Genomic DNA, 19316 nt, shown 5'->3' on the forward strand with positions numbered 1-19316 from the left:
GAGCTCCTGATTTTGCAAGAGCTGTCGGAAAACTACGGCTGTGTCCGGCACCGTTGGCTTTGCGGGGTTTGTAGGCTTTGCGACAAAGCCACAGTGAGCGTTGCGCCTCCGGTTGTCGCAGACCAGCAAAAACTGTCACCCTCTTATGGCCAGCTTAGCCGGGAAAGAATAGCCGAAACACCGTATCCACGGGCTCGACGATCACCGCCCGCTCGCCTAGTGACGTAGTCCAGTAGTTTTGTGACGGCATCGCATTTGCAGGGATTAAAGAATGCCAGCTTGAGGCCATCATTGTCGACAGCGCCGCTTGCAGGCGACGCGCGCAGGATGAGGGGCGTTGCGCTCGCGAGCCCGTTCTCTCAGGAGCGCCCGTGATACTGTCTGGTAATTGGTCAGCCGGCCTGCTTGGGACACGGCTCGCATTTTTTGTGGCCGGATTCGGCCTCGCGGCCTGGGCGCCTTTGGTGCCACTCGCCAAGGAGCGGCTCGCGGTCGATGACCGCATGCTTGGTCTTCTGCTGCTCTGTCTCGGAACGGGATCCGTCATCGCGATGCTTTCGACCAGCATATTGAATGCGCGGTACGGCAGCAAGCCCATTATCCTCGCGGGTGGACTTGGACTCGCGATGATGTTGCCGTGCCTTGCAATTGCCAACACACCTGTCAGGCTCGGTGCTACGCTGTTTGCTTTCGGCGTTTCACTCGGCTCGATCGATGTAGCCATGAACATTCATGCGATTGAATTGGAGCGCGATACGGGCCGTCCATTGATGTCTGGCTTCCACGCTCAGTACAGCATTGGGGAATTCACCGGCTCTGCCGCTGTGACCTCGTTAATGTCGCTGCAGCTTGGCCCGCTTTTTTCGACGCTGGTCTCTTCGGCGTTAATGACGATCGCGATTGTATCGGCCTGGCCGGGGTTGCTCGCGGCGGGGTCGGAGCAGCAGGGGCCATCGTTTGTTTTGCCCCATCGCAGTGTGTTGCTAATAGCTGTGCTCGCGGCTATCACCTTTCTTGTCGAAGGTGCAATGCTCGATTGGAGTGCTTTGCTTCTCGTTGAACGAGATCTTCTCGCGGAAGCGCACGGGGGCATTGGTTGTATGCTCTTCTCAATCGCAATGGCCGCAGGGCGTCTCAGCGGAGATGCCGTGGTGGCACGAATCGGAGACCGTGCCACATTGATGCTCGGGACTCTGCCGATCGTAACAGGCTTCTTGGCTGTGGTGGCCGCGCCCGTTGCGTTGATTGCTATGGCGGGGTTCCTGCTTATTGGATTGGGTATTTCAAACGTTGTACCTGTACTTTGTCGACGCGCCGGCAAACAGAAAATGATGCCAGCAGGCGTTGCGATCGCAGTCATCACGACAGTCGGCTATGCGGGTATACTCGTTGGGCCCGCCGGCATTGGGCTCGTCGCACACATGTTTGGCTTGCGCTTGGCGTTTGGGATGTTGGGCGCGCTCATGTCTATCGCTACGCTATCGGCGAGGATGATGATGACAGACCATCGCTAAGGCGTTGACCGAGAGGAAAGGGACACCAGTACGCTGCTAATGACCGTCCAGCGGTCGGCGCTTAACGGCTTAGAGACGATGAGCTCTCAACTTCATGGCAGCAGGTCTCGATCATGGCCATTCTCCTTTTCCTGCAAGTCGTTGGCTGCGTCGTAGATAGGATACTCCGCGTCACTCGGGTTCTTGGCGTCCGACCGAGCCCGGTCGTTGACAATGAACGCCTGTCAACTGCGAAGCAAAGTTGGTCGTTACGTGAGCGGCAAGTCCGCTAGGCTGGACATTCACCGCCGATTGATACCTAGCATGGGCCCGTTATTCCGGAACAGGCAGATCACTCTGGTGCCGTCCATCGCTGTCGGCGCGATACGCCCGGTATGCCAGCTGAATGCCGTCCTCAAGCGAGGTCGTGGCGCGCCAGCCGAGCCCGGACAGCCGCCCGACGTCGAGCAGCTTGCGCGGCGTGCCGTCAGGGCGCGACGTGTCGAAGCTGATCTCACCGCGAAAACCGATAGCGGCCGCGACCATGAGTGCTAACTCGGCGATGCTGATGTCCTCGCCGGTGCCGATATTGACCAGTTCCGGTGAGGAATAGGTCTTCATCAGGTGAATGCAGGCGTCGGCGAGATCGTCAACGTAGAGCAATTCGCGGCGCGGCGTGCCGGTGCCCCAGACCACCACGCTCTTCGAGCCCGCGAGCTTCGCCTCGTGGAAGCGGCGGACCAGGGCGGCAACTACGTGGCTGTACTCGGGATGATAATTGTCGCCGGGACCGTAGAGATTGGTCGGCATCACGCTAATGAAGTCGCTGCCATACTGCCTGCGATAGGCCTCCGCCATCTTGATGCCGGCGATTTTGGCGATCGCGTAGGGCTCGTTGGTCGGCTCCAACGGGCCTGTCAGCACCGAGTCCTCGCGCAGGGGCTGCGGCGCGAGCTTCGGATAGATGCAAGACGAGCCGAAAAACATCAGCTTCTCGGCGCTGCTTTGCTGCGCGGCCCGGATCACGTTCGCCGCGATCGCGATGTTGTCGTAGATAAACTCGGCGCGCAGCGTGTCGTTGGCGACGATGCCGCCCACCTTCGCGGCGGCGAGGAATACGACCCGCGGCCGAACCCGCGCGAACCAGTCGAACACGGCGGCCTGGTTGCAGAGGTCGACCTCACGCCGGTCCACTGTGACGATTTTGACGTTCTCGCGCGCCAGCCGGCGCACCAGCGCGCTGCCAACCATGCCACGATGGCCGGCGACATAGACGCTCTTGCCGGTCAGCTCAAAGGCTGCGCTTGCCATGGACCGCGTCCCATTTCGCCTCGGCGAGGTCGCTCGCCATCATCTCCTCGACGAGCTGGGCAAAAGCCCGCTTCGGCTTCCAGCCGAGCTTCTCGCGCGCCTTGCTGGCATCGCCGACGAGGAGATCGACCTCGGTCGGCCGGAAATAGGTCGGATCGATCTTCACCACGGTCTTGCCGCTCTTGGCGTCGACGCCGGTCTCATCGACGCCCGTGCCGCGCCATTCAACGCGGCGGCCGACCTGCGCGAAGGCAAGCTCGACCATCTCGCGCACCGATCGGGTCTCGCCGGTGGCGAGCACGAAATCGTCCGGCTTGTCGGCCTGGAGGATCATATGCATGCCCTCGACATAGTCTTTCGCGTGGCCCCAGTCGCGCTTGGCCTCGAGATTGCCAAGATAGAGCGTCTGTTCGAGACCGACCTCGATGCGGGCGACACCACGAGTGATCTTGCGGGTCACGAAGGTCTCGCCGCGAATCGGACTCTCGTGATTGAACAGGATGCCGTTGGACGCGAACATGCCATAGGCTTCGCGGTAGTTCACCGTGATCCAATAACCGTAAAGCTTGGCGACGCCGTAAGGCGAGCGCGGATAGAACGGCGTCGTCTCCTTCTGCGGGATCTCCTGCACGAGGCCGTAGAGCTCGGAGGTCGAGGCCTGGTAGAACAGCGTCTCCTTCTCCATGCCCAGGATGCGGATCGCTTCCAGGAGGCGCAGCACGCCGATCGCGTCGGCATTGGCGGTGTATTCGGGGCTCTCGAAGCTGACGGCGACGTGGCTTTGAGCTGCGAGATTGTAGATCTCGGTGGGGCGGATCTGCTGCATCAGGCGGATCAAATTGGTCGAATCCGTCATGTCGCCATAGTGCATCAGGAACCGCACGTTGCCGGCATGCGGATCCTGGTAAAGATGATCGACGCGCGCGGTGTTGAACGAAGACGACCGGCGCTTGATCCCATGCACGGTGTAGCCGAGACCGAGCAAATACTCGGCGAGATATGCGCCGTCCTGCCCGGTGACGCCCGTAATTAGCGCAACGCGCCGCTTTGAGTCCTGAGCCGCCATGGTCTCTCTTAGTTGCGCCGCAAAGAGCCTCGCTTCAAACACCATTGCGAAGCCGTTTCTCAAAAATCTTGATGTGCACGCGCGCTCCACCCGCAATTAAAGCAAAGCGATCGTTAGCTCCAGTCATACACACCATGCAGGAATGCACACTATATACATTGATTTATACTTGGACTGAAGGATGCCAACACATTGAGCGTCAAAAATGAAGCCCAACGCTAGCAGCGCGATAGTCCTAAGGCGAGATGGATGGCAAAGCGCCCTTTACGCGCGCCCTGGGCGCGCTTGCCTGGGCGATATTTCCAATGAGAGAGAAGCGACGGTCTGTGCTCCTTATCTATCCTCAGGCGAACGTGTGCATTCGCGTGGTCTCGTCATGGCATGGGAGAGCGACTAGCTGAGGTCGCAATGCATTTGTCGGAATGACGGTATGCAAGCCAGCACACAGCCAAGGCTGGTCATAGAGCCGCAGTCTACAAAACGCTGTTAGCTTCCGAACAGAACACGCAGTCTTCTAGGTCGACTCATCAACCATGATCGGCGCCGTTGCCGATATCCAACCGCGGCAGGCAATGGACGGTCGACGCGAGGCAAAGTGAGAAAGAATAGCAAACGTTGGTATAGATCGTCGAACGTTTCGATATCGAGAGCTTACTTTCGTACAATGGAGCTTCGACGGCAATCCTTTAACCTTGACCGAGCGTAAGTTGCCTCGGTTCGAGTATGATAAGTCTGTTAAACCCGCGCCGAAAAAATGTCTGCAGTAAGACAGGACAATTCAAACTAGAGCTGCTGCGCCGTTTGTACTCGATCGGCGGGCGAAGCGATGATGGCTGAAAGAGATCTAACTCACTCACGCTTGTGAAAGCGGCGGCGATACAGGGGGCCGCGAAAACCGAACTTGACACCTGTTACCATCCGGCAAGCGAATTTCATAACCGGGTTCCTGTAGGGGGACGTCGGACTCCTTAAACTTGGGCTGCATTGATCGATATGTGCGGAATTGTTGGCATTTTGGGGCGTGGTCCGGTCGTTGGGCAGTTGGTCGCGTCGCTCAAGAGATTGGAATATCGTGGCTACGACTCCGCAGGTCTCGCGACTCTCGAAGGTCTCCGTATCGAGCGCCGCCGCGCTGAAGGTAAGCTGAGAAACCTTGAGGAGCAGCTGCGCTGTTATCCGCCGTCGGGTCATACCGGCATCGGTCATACCCGCTGGGCGACTCATGGAAAGCCGACCGAGAGCAATGCTCACCCGCATGCGACGGAAAATGTCGCGGTCGTTCATAACGGGATCATTGAGAATTTCCGCGAGTTGCGAGCCGAACTGGAGCGGAATGGAGCCCATTTTAGCTCAGAGACAGACACGGAGGTGGTGGCGCATCTCGTCGAATCTTATCTCAAGAAGGGTTACTCGCCGCAGGATGCGGTACAAGCGTCGCTGCCGCGGCTGCGCGGTGCCTTCGCGCTGGCATTCCTTTTCAAGGCCCACGATGATCTTTTGATCGGTGCGCGTAAGGGGTCGCCCCTTGCGATCGGGCATGGGGCCGGCGAAGTATATCTAGGATCGGACGCGATCGCGCTCGCGCCTTTGACCGACACCATCACCTATCTTGAAGACGGCGACTGGGCCGTGCTTACGCGCACGACGTGCGTGATTTATAGCGCAGACGGCTCTGTCGTCGAGCGGCAGACATCAAAGTCTGGCGTATCGACACTCCTTGTGGACAAAGCGAATTATCGCCACTTCATGGCCAAGGAAATCCACGAACAGCCGACGGTGGCCGCCAAGACATTGGCGCATTATCTCGACATGGCGGCTAAGCGCGTCGCCCTGCCGCTCACATTGCCGTTCGACTTTAAATCCATTCAGCGCATCTCAATTACCGCATGCGGCACTGCAAGCTATGCCGGGCACATCGCCAAATACTGGTTTGAGCGGCTGGCGCGCTTGCCTGTCGAGATCGATGTAGCCTCCGAGTTCCGCTACAGGGGGGCGCCTTTGCGCCGGGGCGATCTCGCGATCGTCATCTCCCAGTCGGGCGAAACCGCTGACACGCTAGCTGCGTTGCGATACGCCAAGGACCAGGGCGTGCACACGATATCTGTGGTCAATGTCCCGACGTCAACGATTGCGCGGGAGAGCGAATCCGTTCTGCCGACGCTGGCGGGGCCAGAAATCGGCGTCGCCTCCACCAAGGCATTCATCTGCCAGCTGATGGTATTGGCGGCGCTTGCCGTCGCAGCAGGCAAAGAGCGCGATAAACTGTCTGAAATCGATGAATCAAAGCTTGTGCGTGAGCTTATCGAAGTGCCGCAGTTGATTGCTGCGGCACTGTTGATTGAGCCGCAGATTGAGAAGCTCGCTCGTTATATCGCGGACACAAGGGACGTGCTCTATCTCGGTCGTGGCACATCGGCCCCGCTGGCGCTGGAGGGCGCACTCAAGCTGAAGGAAATTGCCTATATTCACTCAGAAGGTTACGCCGCCGGCGAGCTCAAGCACGGACCGATCGCACTGATAGATGAGGCCGTGCCTGTGGTGGTGATCGCGCCTTATGACGGGGTCTTCGAGAAGACCGTCTCGAATATGCAAGAAGTTGCGGCTCGGGGCGGCAAGATCATCCTGATCACCGATTCGAAGGGTGCTTTGGAAGCGACGGTGGACACACTCATGACCATTGTGCTGCCAGAGATGGTCGCAAGCTTTACGCCGATGGTGTATGCCATTCCGGTTCAGCTCTTGGCTTACCATACCGCGCTCGTAAGGGGCGCGGACGTGGATCAGCCACGTAATCTAGCAAAATCGGTGACTGTGGAATGAGGCGGCAGTGTTATATCGAAGCATTGAGGCCACTAATGGAGTGGGCGAGCTCAAGGAGAACGATCCCAGTATCAACAGGTCTATCATAGACCGATCCAGCTCGATGAGCAAAGTGTCATCATCGTCCACCGACTAACGCCAATGGGGGCGAGCGTTACCTCCCTGTCGTTCGAGAGGAACGGTCGATAACAAGTGGGACTTACTGACCATTGGGAGATCCAAGTCGGCTCTCGGTTACCCAGCCTGCCATCTGCTTTGCAGGGCCAAATCAGCCTGAAGCTCGGTACGCAAAAGATACTCTCTAACTCATCCTCCCACCTTGCCGAAGCCGACGAGCAAGTCGGTGCACGCAACAGCTTCGGGCCGCTCCGTCGCGGCTTATTCACTGGCAGCGCATACACGCGACAACTTACGTTCATCTGCCCCATGTCGGGCACGTTGAGCATGCACTTCCACCGCGGGGACGATTCCTTAGGATGCAGTGCAGTTTGTGCTTAGATCGCGCGTAGCAGCGGCTCACGCAGTCCGGTTGGACCATACGCGCCGGGGCGGCCCTTCCAGCTGCTACGTGTCATCAAATGGATTGTTAGAAACCGGACATTCCCGCGCAAGGTCGGGGCGTAAAGCCAAGTGCAGGGGGCGCCGCACCGGAACGACGCGGCACCCCGGCTGTAGCGGCAGGAGAGTACTACTAGTCATTATATAATCCAGCGACGGCCGATCCGCTTGTATAGCAGGAGCGACCAGCCTTGCAGCGACGCGGGATTTAGCACGACTGGCAAATCCTGTTGGTGGGCCAGCGATCGCATCGGGTTCCTATGGGAGCCGCAGATCTGGTTGACCAGAAGGACGCTCCTTATTCTGGGCACGGGATTTGCTGTCCCGCTCCTCGACCGACTGCTGTCAACGCATGTCTGGGAGGGCTGCGATTTAGGGCAGCCTCTCCATTTCTATCGTTTTGAAGCCTCGCACCGAGAGTACGAGCGTGCAGCCGCAAGTCTCAGGGCGACAAGCTCAACAACGCAATCGTGGTGAGGTGGCTTGCCGGGCTAGGTCTCCGTTCGCCACACTCCAAGGAGGAACGCGATGAATGATCCGAGTGTGGCCGAAGTCGATCTTCACAACCTACAGGTCTCGGATCCACTGATTGGGCAATGCCAGCAGCTGGTCAGGGAAGTGGCAATTCCCTACCAATGGGAGGTGCTAAACGATCGCGATCCGGAGGTGATACCGAGTCACGCGGTAGAGAACTTCCGCCTTACTGCCGGACGTGCGAGGGGCGACTTCCGTGGCACTGTTTTTCAGGACAGTGACGTCGCAAAATGGCTTGAGGCGGCTGCATGGTCGCTATGCCAGGCACCAAATCCAGAACTGGAGAAAGCCGTCGATGAGCTGATTGAATTGATTGCGGCCGCCCAATGCGGCGACGGTTATCTCAACACTTATTTCATACTGAACGCGCCTCAGGAGCGCTGGACCAACCTAACGGAGTGCCACGAGCTTTATTGTGCTGGCCACGCCACTTAATTGAAGCGGGTGCGCATTCTTTCAGGGGACTGGCAAACGGCGATTGCTGGAGGTCGTTTGCAGGCTTGCCGACCTCCTCTGCACAGTTTTCGGCCCAGAGCGCGATCAGTTTCACGGCTATGATGGCCATCCGGAAATCGAACTTGCGTTGGCACGACTCTACGAAGCGACAAAGGAACAGCGATATCTCACGCTAGCCAATTATTTCGTGGAGCAACGCGGCAGGGAGCCACACTTTTACGACATTGAGTATGAGAAGCGCCAGCAATCCTGCATCCAAAAATCCGACGGCACGCCTTGGATGTAACAAACAAAGCATATAGCCAAGCGCACTTGCCGCTTTCGGAGCAGCGGACTGCAACCGGTCATGCGGTTCGTTTTGTATACCTGATGACGGCAGTAGCTCATCTCGCGCGTCTGCGCCAGAACGAGCAGCAGCGCCAAACTTGCCTACGGCTATGGCAAAACATGGTTCAGCGCCAGATCTATATTACCGGAGCCATCGGCTCGCAAGGCGCGGGCGAAGCGTTCAGCAGCGATTACGATTTGCCAAATGATACGGCGTATGCGGAAAGTTGTGCGTCGATTGGCCTGATGATGTTCGCGCGCCGTATGCTGGAGATGGAACTCGACGGTCGCTATGCCGACGTGATGGAGCGCGCGCTCTACAATACCGTTCTCGGCAGTATCGCGTTCGACGGGCGTCACTATTTCTATGTTAACCCGCTCGAAGTGCATCCCAAAACGCTGAGGTCTAATGGCATCTACAATCACGTCTCGCCGGTGCGACGGCGCTGGTTTGGCTGCGCGTGCTGTCCACCGAACATCGCGCGCCTTTTCACATCGATTGGTCATTACATCTACACGCCCAGCACCGACACGCTCTATGTAAATCTCTACGTTGGTAATAGGGTAGCAATATCGGTCGACGGACATGCGCTGCGGTTGCTCATAAGCGGCAGCTATCCCTGGAGAGACGAGGTGGAAATCGCAGTCGAATCTGCTCCGCAAATTGCCCACACGCTCGCCCTGCGCCTGCCGGAATGGTGCAGCGCGCCGCAGGCGAGCGTGAACGGCGAGCCTGTGAATTGCGAGCCGCGCAAGGGCTATTTGCACATTCGCCGAACGTGGCGGCAGGGAGATCGCGTCAAACTATCGCTGCCAATGCAAGTGCGTCGCGTATACGGCCATCCACAACTTCGCAATTTGGCCGGAAAGGTGGCCATCCAGCGTGGCCCCTTAATTTATTGTCTGGAGGAGGCCGACAACGGGACCGAGTTACACAACGTTTGGCTTAATGCAGACAGTCGGTTTTCCCTTATCGAAGGAACTGATCTCTTTAGTGGCAAGATCTTGCTGCAGGCCGGCGGGGCGCGGTTGCAACACACGCATTCTGAAGAAGCGGCGCTTTATCAATACGACAGAGTGCCTGGACAGCTAGAACCGCAGCGTCTGACATTCATTCCGTGGTTCAGCTGGGCTAACCGCGGCGAAGGCGAAATGCGGATTTGGATAAGTGAGCGTTGACGCCGAACGCGCGGTCGCACTTCCACGAGTCCGCGTTAGACTTCGTCTCTGGGGCAGGTGATGGCGTTGCTCAAAGTCTGGAAATCGGCCAGTGTATGGAAGGCGGTCCGGGAGCTCCACTGGAACGTTGAAAAGAGAACCTGGATATAAGGCGGCGCGGCGGAACTCCGAAAAGAGTACGATCCGATTGGCGTCAGCAGGTCAATCAGCTGATCAACCAAATTCCCTAATCAAGGAGCTTCCTCGGTCTGTTCGCGGCCTCTCATCAAACCTGATGAATGCCGATGGCACGAGCGTGCCTCCGTGTCGTTTAGAAGGAAGCCCTATGACAAGCCAACGTGAGGGCGGCCACGTCAGGTTTTGGTAAGCCAACCTCCCTATCAGCCCCGCTGGGCTTACCAAGCCTAAATTAGATGCGGAAATGTATGTCCGACGGGAGCACCAATCGCCATGTATAATCGGATCAATGGCTCGTCCTACTTCCAATCCTCTAACTTTGCAGAAACTGATGAGCAAATGGACGCAGCCAACTTTGCGGATGCGTTCGCCAATATGCGCTTAGCCGAATCTGGCTCGAGTGGCAGTTCATCTTCGGCAACAAGACCATATTCGCTCGTTCAACCCCTCCCATAATAGAGTTCAAGGATCGTCACTCATTCCGAGAAGCCGCGAAGGCCTATCATGGCGACGAAATCGGGTACATCGCCGACAACCCCCATGAGTACTCCGACTTCTTCTCCGCCAAGGCGAGGCGAACTGCAGAAGTTGCCAAAGACTACGGGACGACCCGAGATTCCGAGGTACTTCAGCTACCAATTGGGCAACAAGAGCGTCGGACTTCTAAGAATGGAAGGCGGCGACGGCATGACCGAATTCGACGTCAAAAGGTGGAAGAAGCTATTCCCTGACGCCACGGGACTACCTCTACTGTGGATCTTCAAGTCGTTCATCCACTTGTCGAGAAGCTGGCGATATCCTGCTCGAGCACCAGCTTCGAATGGACGGCGAACAGCCGCTGCTCAATTTGCGCCCGGCTAATCCGGAAGCAAGAGCCCGTGCGGCAAAGATGGGATTCGTCGAAGTTGACGCCGACAACATGGTTCTCGACCCAAAGAAGTCAGACAAGTGGGTAAGAAATAGCGACGGCGAATGGCAGCGAAAAGGCACTGCTGCGCGGTATCTTTCCAAAGCTGACGACAGTGAAGGTAGTAATACTGAGATCCCAGCGAGCCCAACATACGATTATGAGGATGATTTTATGTGACCATGAGATCACCGGTGATTGGGCCCGATGGAGTAGGCTAATCTAGCCTGCTCCGGCTCCTCTCTATTTATAGCGTTTGCGGCTGAGAGTTCCTCTGAGTTGGCTCAGAAGACTGCCCCCAGAGTGCTCCTTGGCCTAGCGGTTGCTGAGTTGTGTGAGCGTTGGAAGTAGGAGCTCACTGCGCAAGGCAATTGCGGCAATGCTCTCTGCGGCGAGGACCTGCATGGGTGCCGCCAAAGTGCGCCCGGCCGCCGAGGGGCCGGGCGTGTTGCGCCGAGCACGTTGGACGGCTTGGAGGCAGAAGTCTTCTACAGATCACGGCCTAGAAGTAGTAACGGCGTGGGCGGCTGCCGTGTGTCGGTGGGCAAAGAAATGTACAGCGAAGCGGCGCTCGATGGACAAGACGGCCGGCATTCGTCAACCGATATAACGACGCCGTGAGCACGAGGATCGTGCAGAGCTCTTTCACCAGAAAAGCCTCAACACAACACGCGAGGCGGTTGTCCTGGGCGAAGCTCCGTTATCATCGTCACTGCAGTCGGGCTGCGAACAGCCAATCTCTTGCTTTGTCGAACGCTCTCGCGCCAGCTCCGCTCTGCAATGGAGTATATAACCTCGATCTAGACGAGTTAAGAAGTGCTTAGGGTCGTCGAGTGCTTTGGGTCAGCATTATCTTCAACGTCGACCTACAGAATGAGTCGAGCTAGCCTGCCTTCCGGCCCTCGCAGCGATAATGTTGTTCTGCACCAATGTAGCCGCCCGGCATAGTCGGTGAAGCATGGACAAGGCAACAATTGGCCTCTCGCTCGCGTTTTAAAGCAAGTAGCGTGTTTGACCGCGAAGGGGTTGATCGGTGGCGAGATCGACCCGTGGACCGTTAAGATCGGACATCAATTCATGCCGCAGGTTGATTGCATCAGATGCCGTCTCGGCCGTCATACGCGTTCAGTGCCTTGTCGAGGCACTCGATTAACGCTTGTCCGGTAAAGGGTTTGGCGAGGAAGCCAATCGCTCCGGCGCCCAGCGCTGACGCGCGCACGCGGTCGTCGGGGAAAGCCGTAATGAAAATGAATGGTGCGTCGTAACCGCGTGTCCGCATCTCTGCCAGTAGCTGAAGGCCGCTCATAGCCGACATCTGTACATCGGTAATCACACAGGATGTCTCGTCCAACTGCGGGGACCTCAGGAGTTCCTCGGCCGACGCAAATATTTGGGCGATGTAGCCACGCGATTTCAAAAGATTCTCTGTCGCCGCACGGACTGAGGCGTCGTCGTCAACGACGGAAATCAAAGGCGTGGACAAGACGAGCACTCCTGAACGGGGAATAGCGGCTGCAAGCATCAGCCACCTTCGGCGAAAAGTGGGCTCGACTGATGAAATTGTAAAATCATACTTGGGTTTGTTCAGGACGATTGGCGCGAATTCCCAACGTCTCAGTCATTCTAATCAAGTCGGCCAGCGACCGTGCACGCATCTTCTTCATTACGTGTCCCCGGTAGATCTTGACCGTAATCTCGGCGAGCCCAAGCTCGGCGGCTACCTGCTTGTTCATCAGGCCGGCAGCGACCAGTTTCATCACCCCCTGCTCGCGCGGGCTTAAGGTCTCAAATCGAGACTGCAGGTTCGCGACGATCTGCTGAGCGTCCCGTCTTTTGCGATCGCGTTCGGTCGCCGCAACCACGGCATCAAGCAGTTCCTGATCGCGAAACGGTTTGCTGAGAAAATCGACCGCTCCTTCCTTCATGGCCCTGACGGTCATGGGAATGTCGCCATGGCCGGTAATGAAAATGATCGGCATATGTATGTTCAACCTTGCTAGCTCGGTCTGGTAATCAAGGCCGCTCAAGCCTGGCAGCCGGACATCAAGAACTAGACAGCTAATAACGTCCGGAATTGTGCTCTGCAACATTTCGCGAGCCGATCCGAATGCAATGACATCCATCCCTACCGAATGAAAAAGGTTCGTAAGCGAGCGGCGCATCGAGATGTCATCCTCGACGACGAAGACGATCGCCTTTGTCGAGGCCTTGGCGTTGCTGCCTTCACCTGGCGAGTCAAATCGTCCCGTCACGAGACGGCCTCCTTATGCAGCGGCAGGGCAAACTGGAACGTCGCGCCCGGTCCATTTTTGTGGGCCATTGACAGTCGTCCTCCATGAGCTTCCACGATCGACCGGCAGATCGAAAGACCCATTCCAAGGCCAGTCGATTTGGTGGTGAAGAAGGGATCTAAGACGCGGTCGGCGTCGTTCTCGGCGATGCCGACGCCGCAATCGGTCACGGCAAGTTGGACGTGCCCCACATTGTCCTTCGATGATTGAATCAGCAGTTCGCGCGTCCGGTCTGTAACTGCGTCCATGGCTTCGATTCCGTTCATCACCAGATTGATGATCACTTGTTGCAGCTGAATCCGATCGCCGAGGATCGTAGGCAGCCCTGCCGTCAACTCGGTTCGTAACATCACTCGGTGGCTCACCAGCTCTCGTGTTACCAGTGCAATGACGTCCTTGACGACCTCATTGATATCGAGCGGCACCATCTCAATCTCGCCTTTCTTCGCGAGCGTGCGAACACGACGGATCACCTCGCTTGCCCGGATTGCGTCTTCGATGATCCACTCCACCGAAGAGCGCGCGGCGGGAAGATTAGGAGCTTCCCGCCCCATCCAACCGAGGCACGCATCGGCGTTGCTGATAATAGCGGCGAGTGGCTGGTTTATTTCGTGGGCGATGGAGGTTGTCAGCTCTCCTAACGTCGTCACACGCGTCACATGCGCAAGCTCCGCCTGTGCCTTTCGTAGTTCTTGTTCGGCTTGATCGGCGCGAATGGTAGCGGTGATGTCAGTGCTGACGCCACGATAGCCGAGAAAATTGCCCTTTCCATCGAAAAAAGGCTTGCCACTCGTGCGGACGTAGATCGGAGAACCTGTCCGATTCACGGTGCGGTAGACGAGATCCCGAAACGGAAGATGGGCCTCCAACGTCGCCCGATGCTGCGCCCACTTCTCGGGTTCCTCTTCGAGGTCGCACGCAATCTCCCAGCGAAGCAGGCCCATCAATCCTGTCGCCAAAATTCCCGCAGCGCTGGTGTGCTCGGATAAGTGAGTGACCTGATGATCCGGCCCGGTCTCCCAGAGCCAGTCGGAAGCTGTTTCGGCGTAGTCGCGAAAGCGCTGCTCGCTTTCGCGCAGCGCGGCAAGTGTGTTTTCCAGGCGTTCCCTAGCTGCGTGTTGCTCGGTCACATCCATATGTGTTCCGATCAGCTCGCTGACGTTACCATCGCTGCCGACCACCACGTGCGCAACGGAGTGTATGCGTCTTATCCCGCCATCTGGTAGAAGGATACGAAAATCATATTCGAACCGCCCCTCCTTGTGTTCAATCGCCTGACGCTGCACCTCCTGTAGCCGCGGCAAGTCGTCCGGATGGATGCGCGATCGAATGGTCTCGATCGATACCGGCTCTTGGGGGCTAAAGCCAAACAGACGATCGACCTCGGCGGAGCGATACACGAAATCTACACCGTAGACGTCCCAGGACCAGCTGCCCGTGTGACTGAGATGCTGGGCTTCGGCCAGATAGGCCTCGCTGCGGCGCAGCTGCTGTTCTGCTCGCCTCGCCGCCGTAATATCCGTAGCTGCCCCAACAAACTCGATGTCACCAGAGGCTGTCCTCGTCGCTCGTGCCTGCGCATGAATGTGCTTTACCGAGCCGTCCGGTAGCAGAAGCCGGTATTCGTGCTCGAAATCGCTCGGGTCTCGCATCGCGCGATCGATAATTTCTCTAACCGAAGCCCTATCATCTGGATGCGTGCGCTCAACGACGAGCTGCGGCCCCGGTGGCGCTGTCTGAGGGTCTAATTGGAAAATTCGAAATGTTTCCTTTGACCAGAAGGCCTCGCCCGTTGTGGGGTTCCAGCTGAAGCTGCCTGTGTGACTCAACTCCTGCGCCTGGGCCAGATGTGCTTCGCTCCGCTGCAGGGCAAGTTCGGTCCGCCTTCGCTCCGTGATATCTTCGCAGGCGATAAGGACAATGGGCTGCTCATCGGCCCAGAGCATGGCTTTAGCGCTTTCACGTACCCACAACACCGAGCCGTCCTTCTTGACTTTCTGGACGTCCCACGTGCGCGTTTGTCCGACATCCTCAAGGCATGTCCGAACGCATTCGCAAACGAACGCGCGATCTTCCTCAGGAAATACGTCCAGCACGGATTGACCGATCAGTTCAGCACGAGCATAGCCAAGTTGTGTCGCGCCCAATGTATTCACGTTGAGGACAGTGCCGGCTTCATCGACCATGAAGTACATGGCCGGATTGTGCTCGAAGATGGCGCGCCACCGTTTCTCGCGATCCTCCAAATCGGCCGCACTCCGCTGAAGCTTGGCCGCGACCACACGCGCAGCCTCTCTTTCCTGGCGGAGCTTTGCGATCAGGTGCGCTCCCACCATCGAGGCAATAAAGAATGCAACGACCACCGGCAGGTCTTGGGGGTCATCGATTCGCAGGCTAAATGCCGGCGGCGCAAAGTAGTAAGCGAGAGCAGCGATGGCTGCGATGCAAAGCGCGGACGACGCGATGAAGCTGCCTATCAGCGAAAACAGCAATACCACTAACAAATATGCGAACGCCGTCGCGGCGAAATGCGCGTGAAGGTACAAGCAAGCCAGTGTTACCACGGCCAGCATCATGCTGCCAAAGGTAAACTGAAGGGCTGAACGTTCTAAACTGCTGATCTGGCTACGCATTTTGATACCGTCCGGCCTGTTCTCCGGCGGGAGAGCTATAACATTTTAGGCAAAAATAGGGCAATACTCGGCGCCAGCACCCGCTGGCGAGCGCTTCCGAGATCGATTGCTTGGCGCTGAACTGAGCACGCGCCGAGAAAAATTGCATCCCAGACGTACGTATAGTTGTCCTAAACCTTTCAATGTGGCGCGCTGACACGCCTGCAATCGATGCTCAGATGTCTGCTTTCCTCCGGTGCCGATATCCCCGGGCAGGCGCTCGAGGCTGCAGCCGAGGACAACTCCCTTACGCCAGCCGCACGAGGACAGCGGCTGCAGTTCAGTCAAGACATTGTGCCGGAACAATCAGGCCCGCCTCGCCGAACCGGAAAGAACAAAGACAAGCTGCCGGACCACTCATCTCGCCGGCACGATCGGTCATGCGGAAGAAAGCGCAATGGTCATATGACGAGATACGAAGGCGAAGTTACGCGACTGCTTTGTATGCCCTAGGGCCATCATGCCTAGGTGCGGAGGACTTGCTCTCCGAGTGGTTGGCCGGAATCGAGCGCGCGCAGCGACGCCGAGCCGAGACTAGCCGTGTGCGAGACGCCACGGCTCTGTCGAGGTGCCATCTAATCCGTGCTGATCACACCCATCATGATCTAATGCGGCAGCGCGGACCGTAACAAGGGATGATGAGTTGCGTCAGCAAGATCGCTACCACGTCGTTGGTCGGACCAGGCAAGCGCAGTGACCGCGCACACGGGCAATTGTAGGCGGAGCAACACCTAGGTCCGTCAACCGGACACGTTCTGTCGCAGTCCTGTTATCTGGCACGGCAAAATGTCGCAGAAGCGTTCAGATGGCCGGGAGCTTAACGGCGAAAAGACGCGCTTGAAAATGACTGTTAAAAAAGCCCCGACACTTTTGCTCGGCTGGCATCTTTTCAGAGCGGCTGCCGGGGGCGACGCGGTGCAAGGGCTGCGCACTAGAGATCGCGCGTGAAAGGTCCGGCTCCGTGTCAAGTCGGCTATGTCGATTCAACTACGAGAAATGCGGCTTCGCTTGCATTCGATGCGTCTTCGAATGGCGGCGGTTAGGATCCGGAACCTATCTCATCGTGTGTCGATAGTGGGGGAAACGTTGGGCTGGTTGAGCCGAGCTTGCAGCGTCGCGTGCTCGAGCTCGTCCTCCCACCAGGATACGAACACGGCGGCGATGCCATTGCCGGTGATGTTAGTAAGGGCACGCACCTCGCTCATGAACTTGTCGATCGAAAATACGATTGCCATGCCCGGCACCAGCGCTGGGTTGACCACCGACAACGTCGCAGCGAGCGTGATGAAGCCCGCGCCGGTGACGCCGCTTGCTCCCTTCGACGTTAGCATTGCCACGAGCAGGATCGTGAGCTGCTGGCCAAAGGTGAGATCGACCCCGAGTGCCTGGGCAATGAACAATGTCGCAAGTGTCATATAGATATTGGTGCCGTCGAGGTTGAAGGAGTAGCCAGTTGGCACCACCAAGCCGACCACGGGCTTGGAGCAGCCCAGCCGCTCGAGCTTCTCCATTAATTGAGGCAGCGCGCTTTCAGAGGACGATGTGCCGAGCACGATCAGAATCTCGTCCTTGATATAGACAATGAACTTGAAGATTGAAAAGCCGATGAGGCGCGCGATCAAACCGAGCACCACCACGACAAATAACGCCGCCGTCGCGTAAAACAGCGCGATTAGACCGATCAAATTGCCGAGTGCTGCCGGCCCGAACTTGCCGATAGTGAAGGCCATGGCGCCGAAGGCGCCGATCGGGGCCGCCTTCATAATGATAGCGATCACGCCGAACACCGCGTGCGCGACGTCGTCAATCATGCCTCGCAGCCGCTCCCCACGGCTTCCCAACGCCATCAGCGAAAAGCCGAATAGGATCGCGAACAGGAGAACCTGCAGAACATCGCCGCGGGCGAAGGCGCCGACCACGGTATCGGGAATGATGTTGAGAAAGAAATCGACGGTCTTCGAGGCTTCCGCCTGCTTGACGTAATTGGCGACCGCCGCAGCATCCGGCTTGACCGCAAGACCATGACCGATTTGGACCAGATTTCCCATAAGAAGGCCCAACACCAAGGCAAAGCTGGAGACGATCTCGAAATAGACCAGCGCCTTGACGCCGACGCGCCCGACTTTCTTCGCATCCTGAATATGCGCAATGCCAGATGTGACGGTGCAGAAGATAATCGGCGCGATCACCATCTTGATGAGCTTGATAAACCCGTCACCGAGCGCCTTGACCCAGTCATTGGTCGCGACAGACGGCCATAGGCAACCGACCATGGCGCCAAGCAAGATCGCGATCAGCACCTGCACGTAGAGAATCTTATACCAAGCTTGCGACGCGCGTGCGGGCGCCGCTGTTGCCATGGTGGTCATGACGCTTCCTTCCCGAATATACTCGAATGTGGGCCGCCGCGTCGTTGAGAGACGACGGCGTCATACGAGACTCATCATTTTTGCCGTGTCCGATTGAAGGACGGTTCCGAGAGCGGGCGCGTCGTTCCAAAGGCAGGCGTTTAGTTGCGTTATCCCTTCACGTTAAGCAAGATATGCACCAGATGCCCAAAGTGCGCCCGATTGGGCAGTCTCGGACAACCGTCTGTCTCCGAGCGGTATCGGCTTGAGTGCTCGGCCCGCGTTCGCAAGGTCGAACAAAAAGTTGCAGCGAGACGCGTATCTTGATCGGCTGGGCGCATTAGCGGCGTCCCGTCTCGGGATGGAAGCCCGAGCGTGATCGATATGCGCCGACTGCTGAGATGGATGCAAGAGTAGATGACATTGGTAAAATTGATAGTTTGGATAGCACTCATCCACGCGATGGAAGCCTGTTTAGGAGCTCGATTGCGCGCCAATAATCTTGGATCGATGCACTGCGTTGTCGCGAGCGGCAAAGCTCGTTCGTGCACGGGGTATTTGTCTCCAGGCGTGTGCTAACGATTTCGCATTAGGCAGGATTCCTTCGCTCTGGGCCCCTCGCGCCTTTTACCGCGTCGCAGAAGCAGCGTTACGATGATGACTCAGCTAGATCGTTCGCGTTGCTGCCAAAGGGCAGGCTTCCTGCGATCCGTTCCATTACCGGCGCGGCGAGTGCGGCGTTTGAGCCACCGACAACCAAATAGGCATCTCTGGCGGCGTCAAATTCTGCCGTTTCGTTGCGCGGCTGTCGCTGTCTGCTCGGCAACAAAAGCTGCCAGAAATCTGACATAGCGTTAGGTCCACGCCACAGCGACGTCGACGTCTATGCGAATTGCTCCGACGTTGCGCATAGAGCGCTCCACATTTCGCCCGCGGCACAGGAATTGCTGATTTTGAACGAGGAGGTGCCGCCGTCAGATGGATGGAAGCGGCCCTGTCACAGGAGTTGCCGATGAGACTTGCGATGCTGCTCTTGTTCGTAGAAACGACGCGCGTGAATGTGGCGCCCGCCACGAAGTGCGGCGCGACTAGAGGGCGATCCGCGCCACATGTCTGGCGAGCCGGACGTGCAGGCGATCACTGGGCCCGTAAGACGATCTGCTTTCACTTTTGGGGC

The 19316-nt window shown here is 57.6% G+C and carries 12 protein-coding genes and 2 pseudogenes; 7 read left to right on the forward strand and 7 right to left on the reverse strand.

Features of this window, described 5'->3' with window-relative positions; translation table 11 throughout:
- Positions 1 to 374: 374 nt before the first annotated feature.
- A complete protein-coding gene (locus GA0061098_RS12125; RefSeq protein ID WP_430649264.1) occupies positions 375 to 1514 on the forward strand; it encodes an MFS transporter in 1140 nt (379 codons plus the stop codon).
- A gap of 312 nt (positions 1515 to 1826) precedes the next feature.
- Here the strand turns inward: GA0061098_RS12125 and GA0061098_RS12130 are convergent, their stop codons facing one another.
- Entirely contained in the window at positions 1827 to 2804 is a 978-nt protein-coding gene (locus GA0061098_RS12130) for a GDP-L-fucose synthase family protein (RefSeq protein ID WP_091956531.1), read from the reverse strand.
- Positions 2785 to 3870, reverse strand: a complete 1086-nt coding sequence (gmd, locus tag GA0061098_RS12135) for a GDP-mannose 4,6-dehydratase (RefSeq protein WP_091956532.1) — start codon at positions 3868 to 3870, stop codon at positions 2785 to 2787. The genes GA0061098_RS12130 and gmd overlap by 20 nt, the downstream gene beginning before the upstream one ends.
- A 993-nt stretch (positions 3871 to 4863) precedes the next feature.
- Between gmd and glmS the strand changes: the two genes are divergently transcribed.
- The 6 genes and pseudogenes from glmS to GA0061098_RS46955 all read left to right on the forward strand — a co-directional run bounded on the left by glmS (position 4864) and on the right by GA0061098_RS46955 (position 11008).
- Positions 4864 to 6690, forward strand: coding sequence for a glutamine--fructose-6-phosphate transaminase (isomerizing) (gene glmS / locus GA0061098_RS12140; protein ID WP_091956533.1), 1827 nt, complete (start codon positions 4864 to 4866; stop codon positions 6688 to 6690).
- A 1086-nt stretch (positions 6691 to 7776) separates the two neighbouring features.
- Positions 7777 to 8217 carry a beta-L-arabinofuranosidase domain-containing protein gene (locus GA0061098_RS46940; protein WP_208610642.1) on the forward strand — a complete coding sequence of 147 codons (441 nt, stop codon included), beginning with the start codon at positions 7777 to 7779 and terminating at the stop codon, positions 8215 to 8217.
- Positions 8218 to 8239: 22 nt separating this feature from the next.
- A pseudogene (locus GA0061098_RS46945) lies at positions 8240 to 8524 on the forward strand (beta-L-arabinofuranosidase domain-containing protein); the annotation flags it as partial.
- Positions 8515 to 9744 (forward strand): glycoside hydrolase family 127 protein, encoded by a 1230-nt coding sequence (locus GA0061098_RS46950; RefSeq protein WP_208610644.1) that lies wholly within the window; start codon positions 8515 to 8517, stop codon positions 9742 to 9744. The pseudogene GA0061098_RS46945 and the gene GA0061098_RS46950, both read left to right, overlap by 10 nt.
- Positions 9745 to 10376: 632 nt before the next feature.
- A pseudogene (locus GA0061098_RS47745) lies at positions 10377 to 10782 on the forward strand (hypothetical protein).
- Positions 10742 to 11008 carry a hypothetical protein gene (locus GA0061098_RS46955; protein ID WP_283807987.1) on the forward strand — a complete coding sequence of 89 codons (267 nt, stop codon included), beginning with the start codon at positions 10742 to 10744 and terminating at the stop codon, positions 11006 to 11008. Before GA0061098_RS47745 ends, GA0061098_RS46955 begins: the two are co-directional and overlap by 41 nt.
- 916 nt (positions 11009 to 11924) lie before the next feature.
- On the opposite strand, the gene GA0061098_RS12155 is transcribed toward GA0061098_RS46955, so the two are convergent.
- The 5 genes from GA0061098_RS12155 to GA0061098_RS43670 form a co-directional block, all read right to left on the reverse strand.
- The gene (locus GA0061098_RS12155; protein WP_091956534.1) at positions 11925 to 12350 is read right to left on the reverse strand and encodes a response regulator transcription factor; all 426 of its coding nucleotides are present in this window, start codon (positions 12348 to 12350) and stop codon (positions 11925 to 11927) included.
- 46 nt (positions 12351 to 12396) lie between these two features.
- Positions 12397 to 13080: a response regulator transcription factor gene (locus GA0061098_RS12160; RefSeq protein ID WP_091956535.1), complete on the reverse strand. Its 684-nt coding sequence runs from the start codon at positions 13078 to 13080 to the stop codon at positions 12397 to 12399.
- Positions 13077 to 15752, reverse strand: coding sequence for a PAS domain S-box protein (locus GA0061098_RS12165; protein WP_091956536.1), 2676 nt, complete (start codon positions 15750 to 15752; stop codon positions 13077 to 13079). Before GA0061098_RS12165 ends, GA0061098_RS12160 begins: the two co-directional genes overlap by 4 nt.
- 1097 nt (positions 15753 to 16849) lie before the next feature.
- Positions 16850 to 18160: a C4-dicarboxylate transporter DctA gene (gene dctA / locus GA0061098_RS12170; protein WP_091956537.1), complete on the reverse strand. Its 1311-nt coding sequence runs from the start codon at positions 18158 to 18160 to the stop codon at positions 16850 to 16852.
- 628 nt (positions 18161 to 18788) lie between these two features.
- The gene (locus tag GA0061098_RS43670; protein ID WP_129590838.1) at positions 18789 to 18989 is read right to left on the reverse strand and encodes a hypothetical protein; all 201 of its coding nucleotides are present in this window, start codon (positions 18987 to 18989) and stop codon (positions 18789 to 18791) included.
- Positions 18990 to 19316 lie beyond the last annotated feature (327 nt).

This window comes from Bradyrhizobium shewense (assembly GCF_900094605.1).
Taxonomy (GTDB): Bacteria; Pseudomonadota; Alphaproteobacteria; order Rhizobiales; family Xanthobacteraceae; genus Bradyrhizobium; species Bradyrhizobium shewense.

What these genes read in the sequence shown, in the direction of transcription:
- GA0061098_RS46955 (WP_283807987.1), top strand. Translation starts at nt 10,742, where the DNA reads ATGGACGGCGAACAGCCGCTGCTCAATTTGCGCCCGGCTAATCCGGAA.
- GA0061098_RS46940 (WP_208610642.1), top strand. Translation starts at nt 7,777, where the DNA reads ATGAATGATCCGAGTGTGGCCGAAGTCGATCTTCACAACCTACAGGTC.
- GA0061098_RS43670 (WP_129590838.1), bottom strand. Translation starts at nt 18,989, where the DNA reads ATGTCAGATTTCTGGCAGCTTTTGTTGCCGAGCAGACAGCGACAGCCG.
- GA0061098_RS12130 (WP_091956531.1), bottom strand. Translation starts at nt 2,804, where the DNA reads ATGGCAAGCGCAGCCTTTGAGCTGACCGGCAAGAGCGTCTATGTCGCC.
- GA0061098_RS12155 (WP_091956534.1), bottom strand. Translation starts at nt 12,350, where the DNA reads ATGCTTGCAGCCGCTATTCCCCGTTCAGGAGTGCTCGTCTTGTCCACG.
- GA0061098_RS12165 (WP_091956536.1), bottom strand. Translation starts at nt 15,752, where the DNA reads ATGCGTAGCCAGATCAGCAGTTTAGAACGTTCAGCCCTTCAGTTTACC.
- gmd (WP_091956532.1), bottom strand. Translation starts at nt 3,870, where the DNA reads ATGGCGGCTCAGGACTCAAAGCGGCGCGTTGCGCTAATTACGGGCGTC.
- glmS (WP_091956533.1), top strand. Translation starts at nt 4,864, where the DNA reads ATGTGCGGAATTGTTGGCATTTTGGGGCGTGGTCCGGTCGTTGGGCAG.
- dctA (WP_091956537.1), bottom strand. Translation starts at nt 18,160, where the DNA reads ATGACCACCATGGCAACAGCGGCGCCCGCACGCGCGTCGCAAGCTTGG.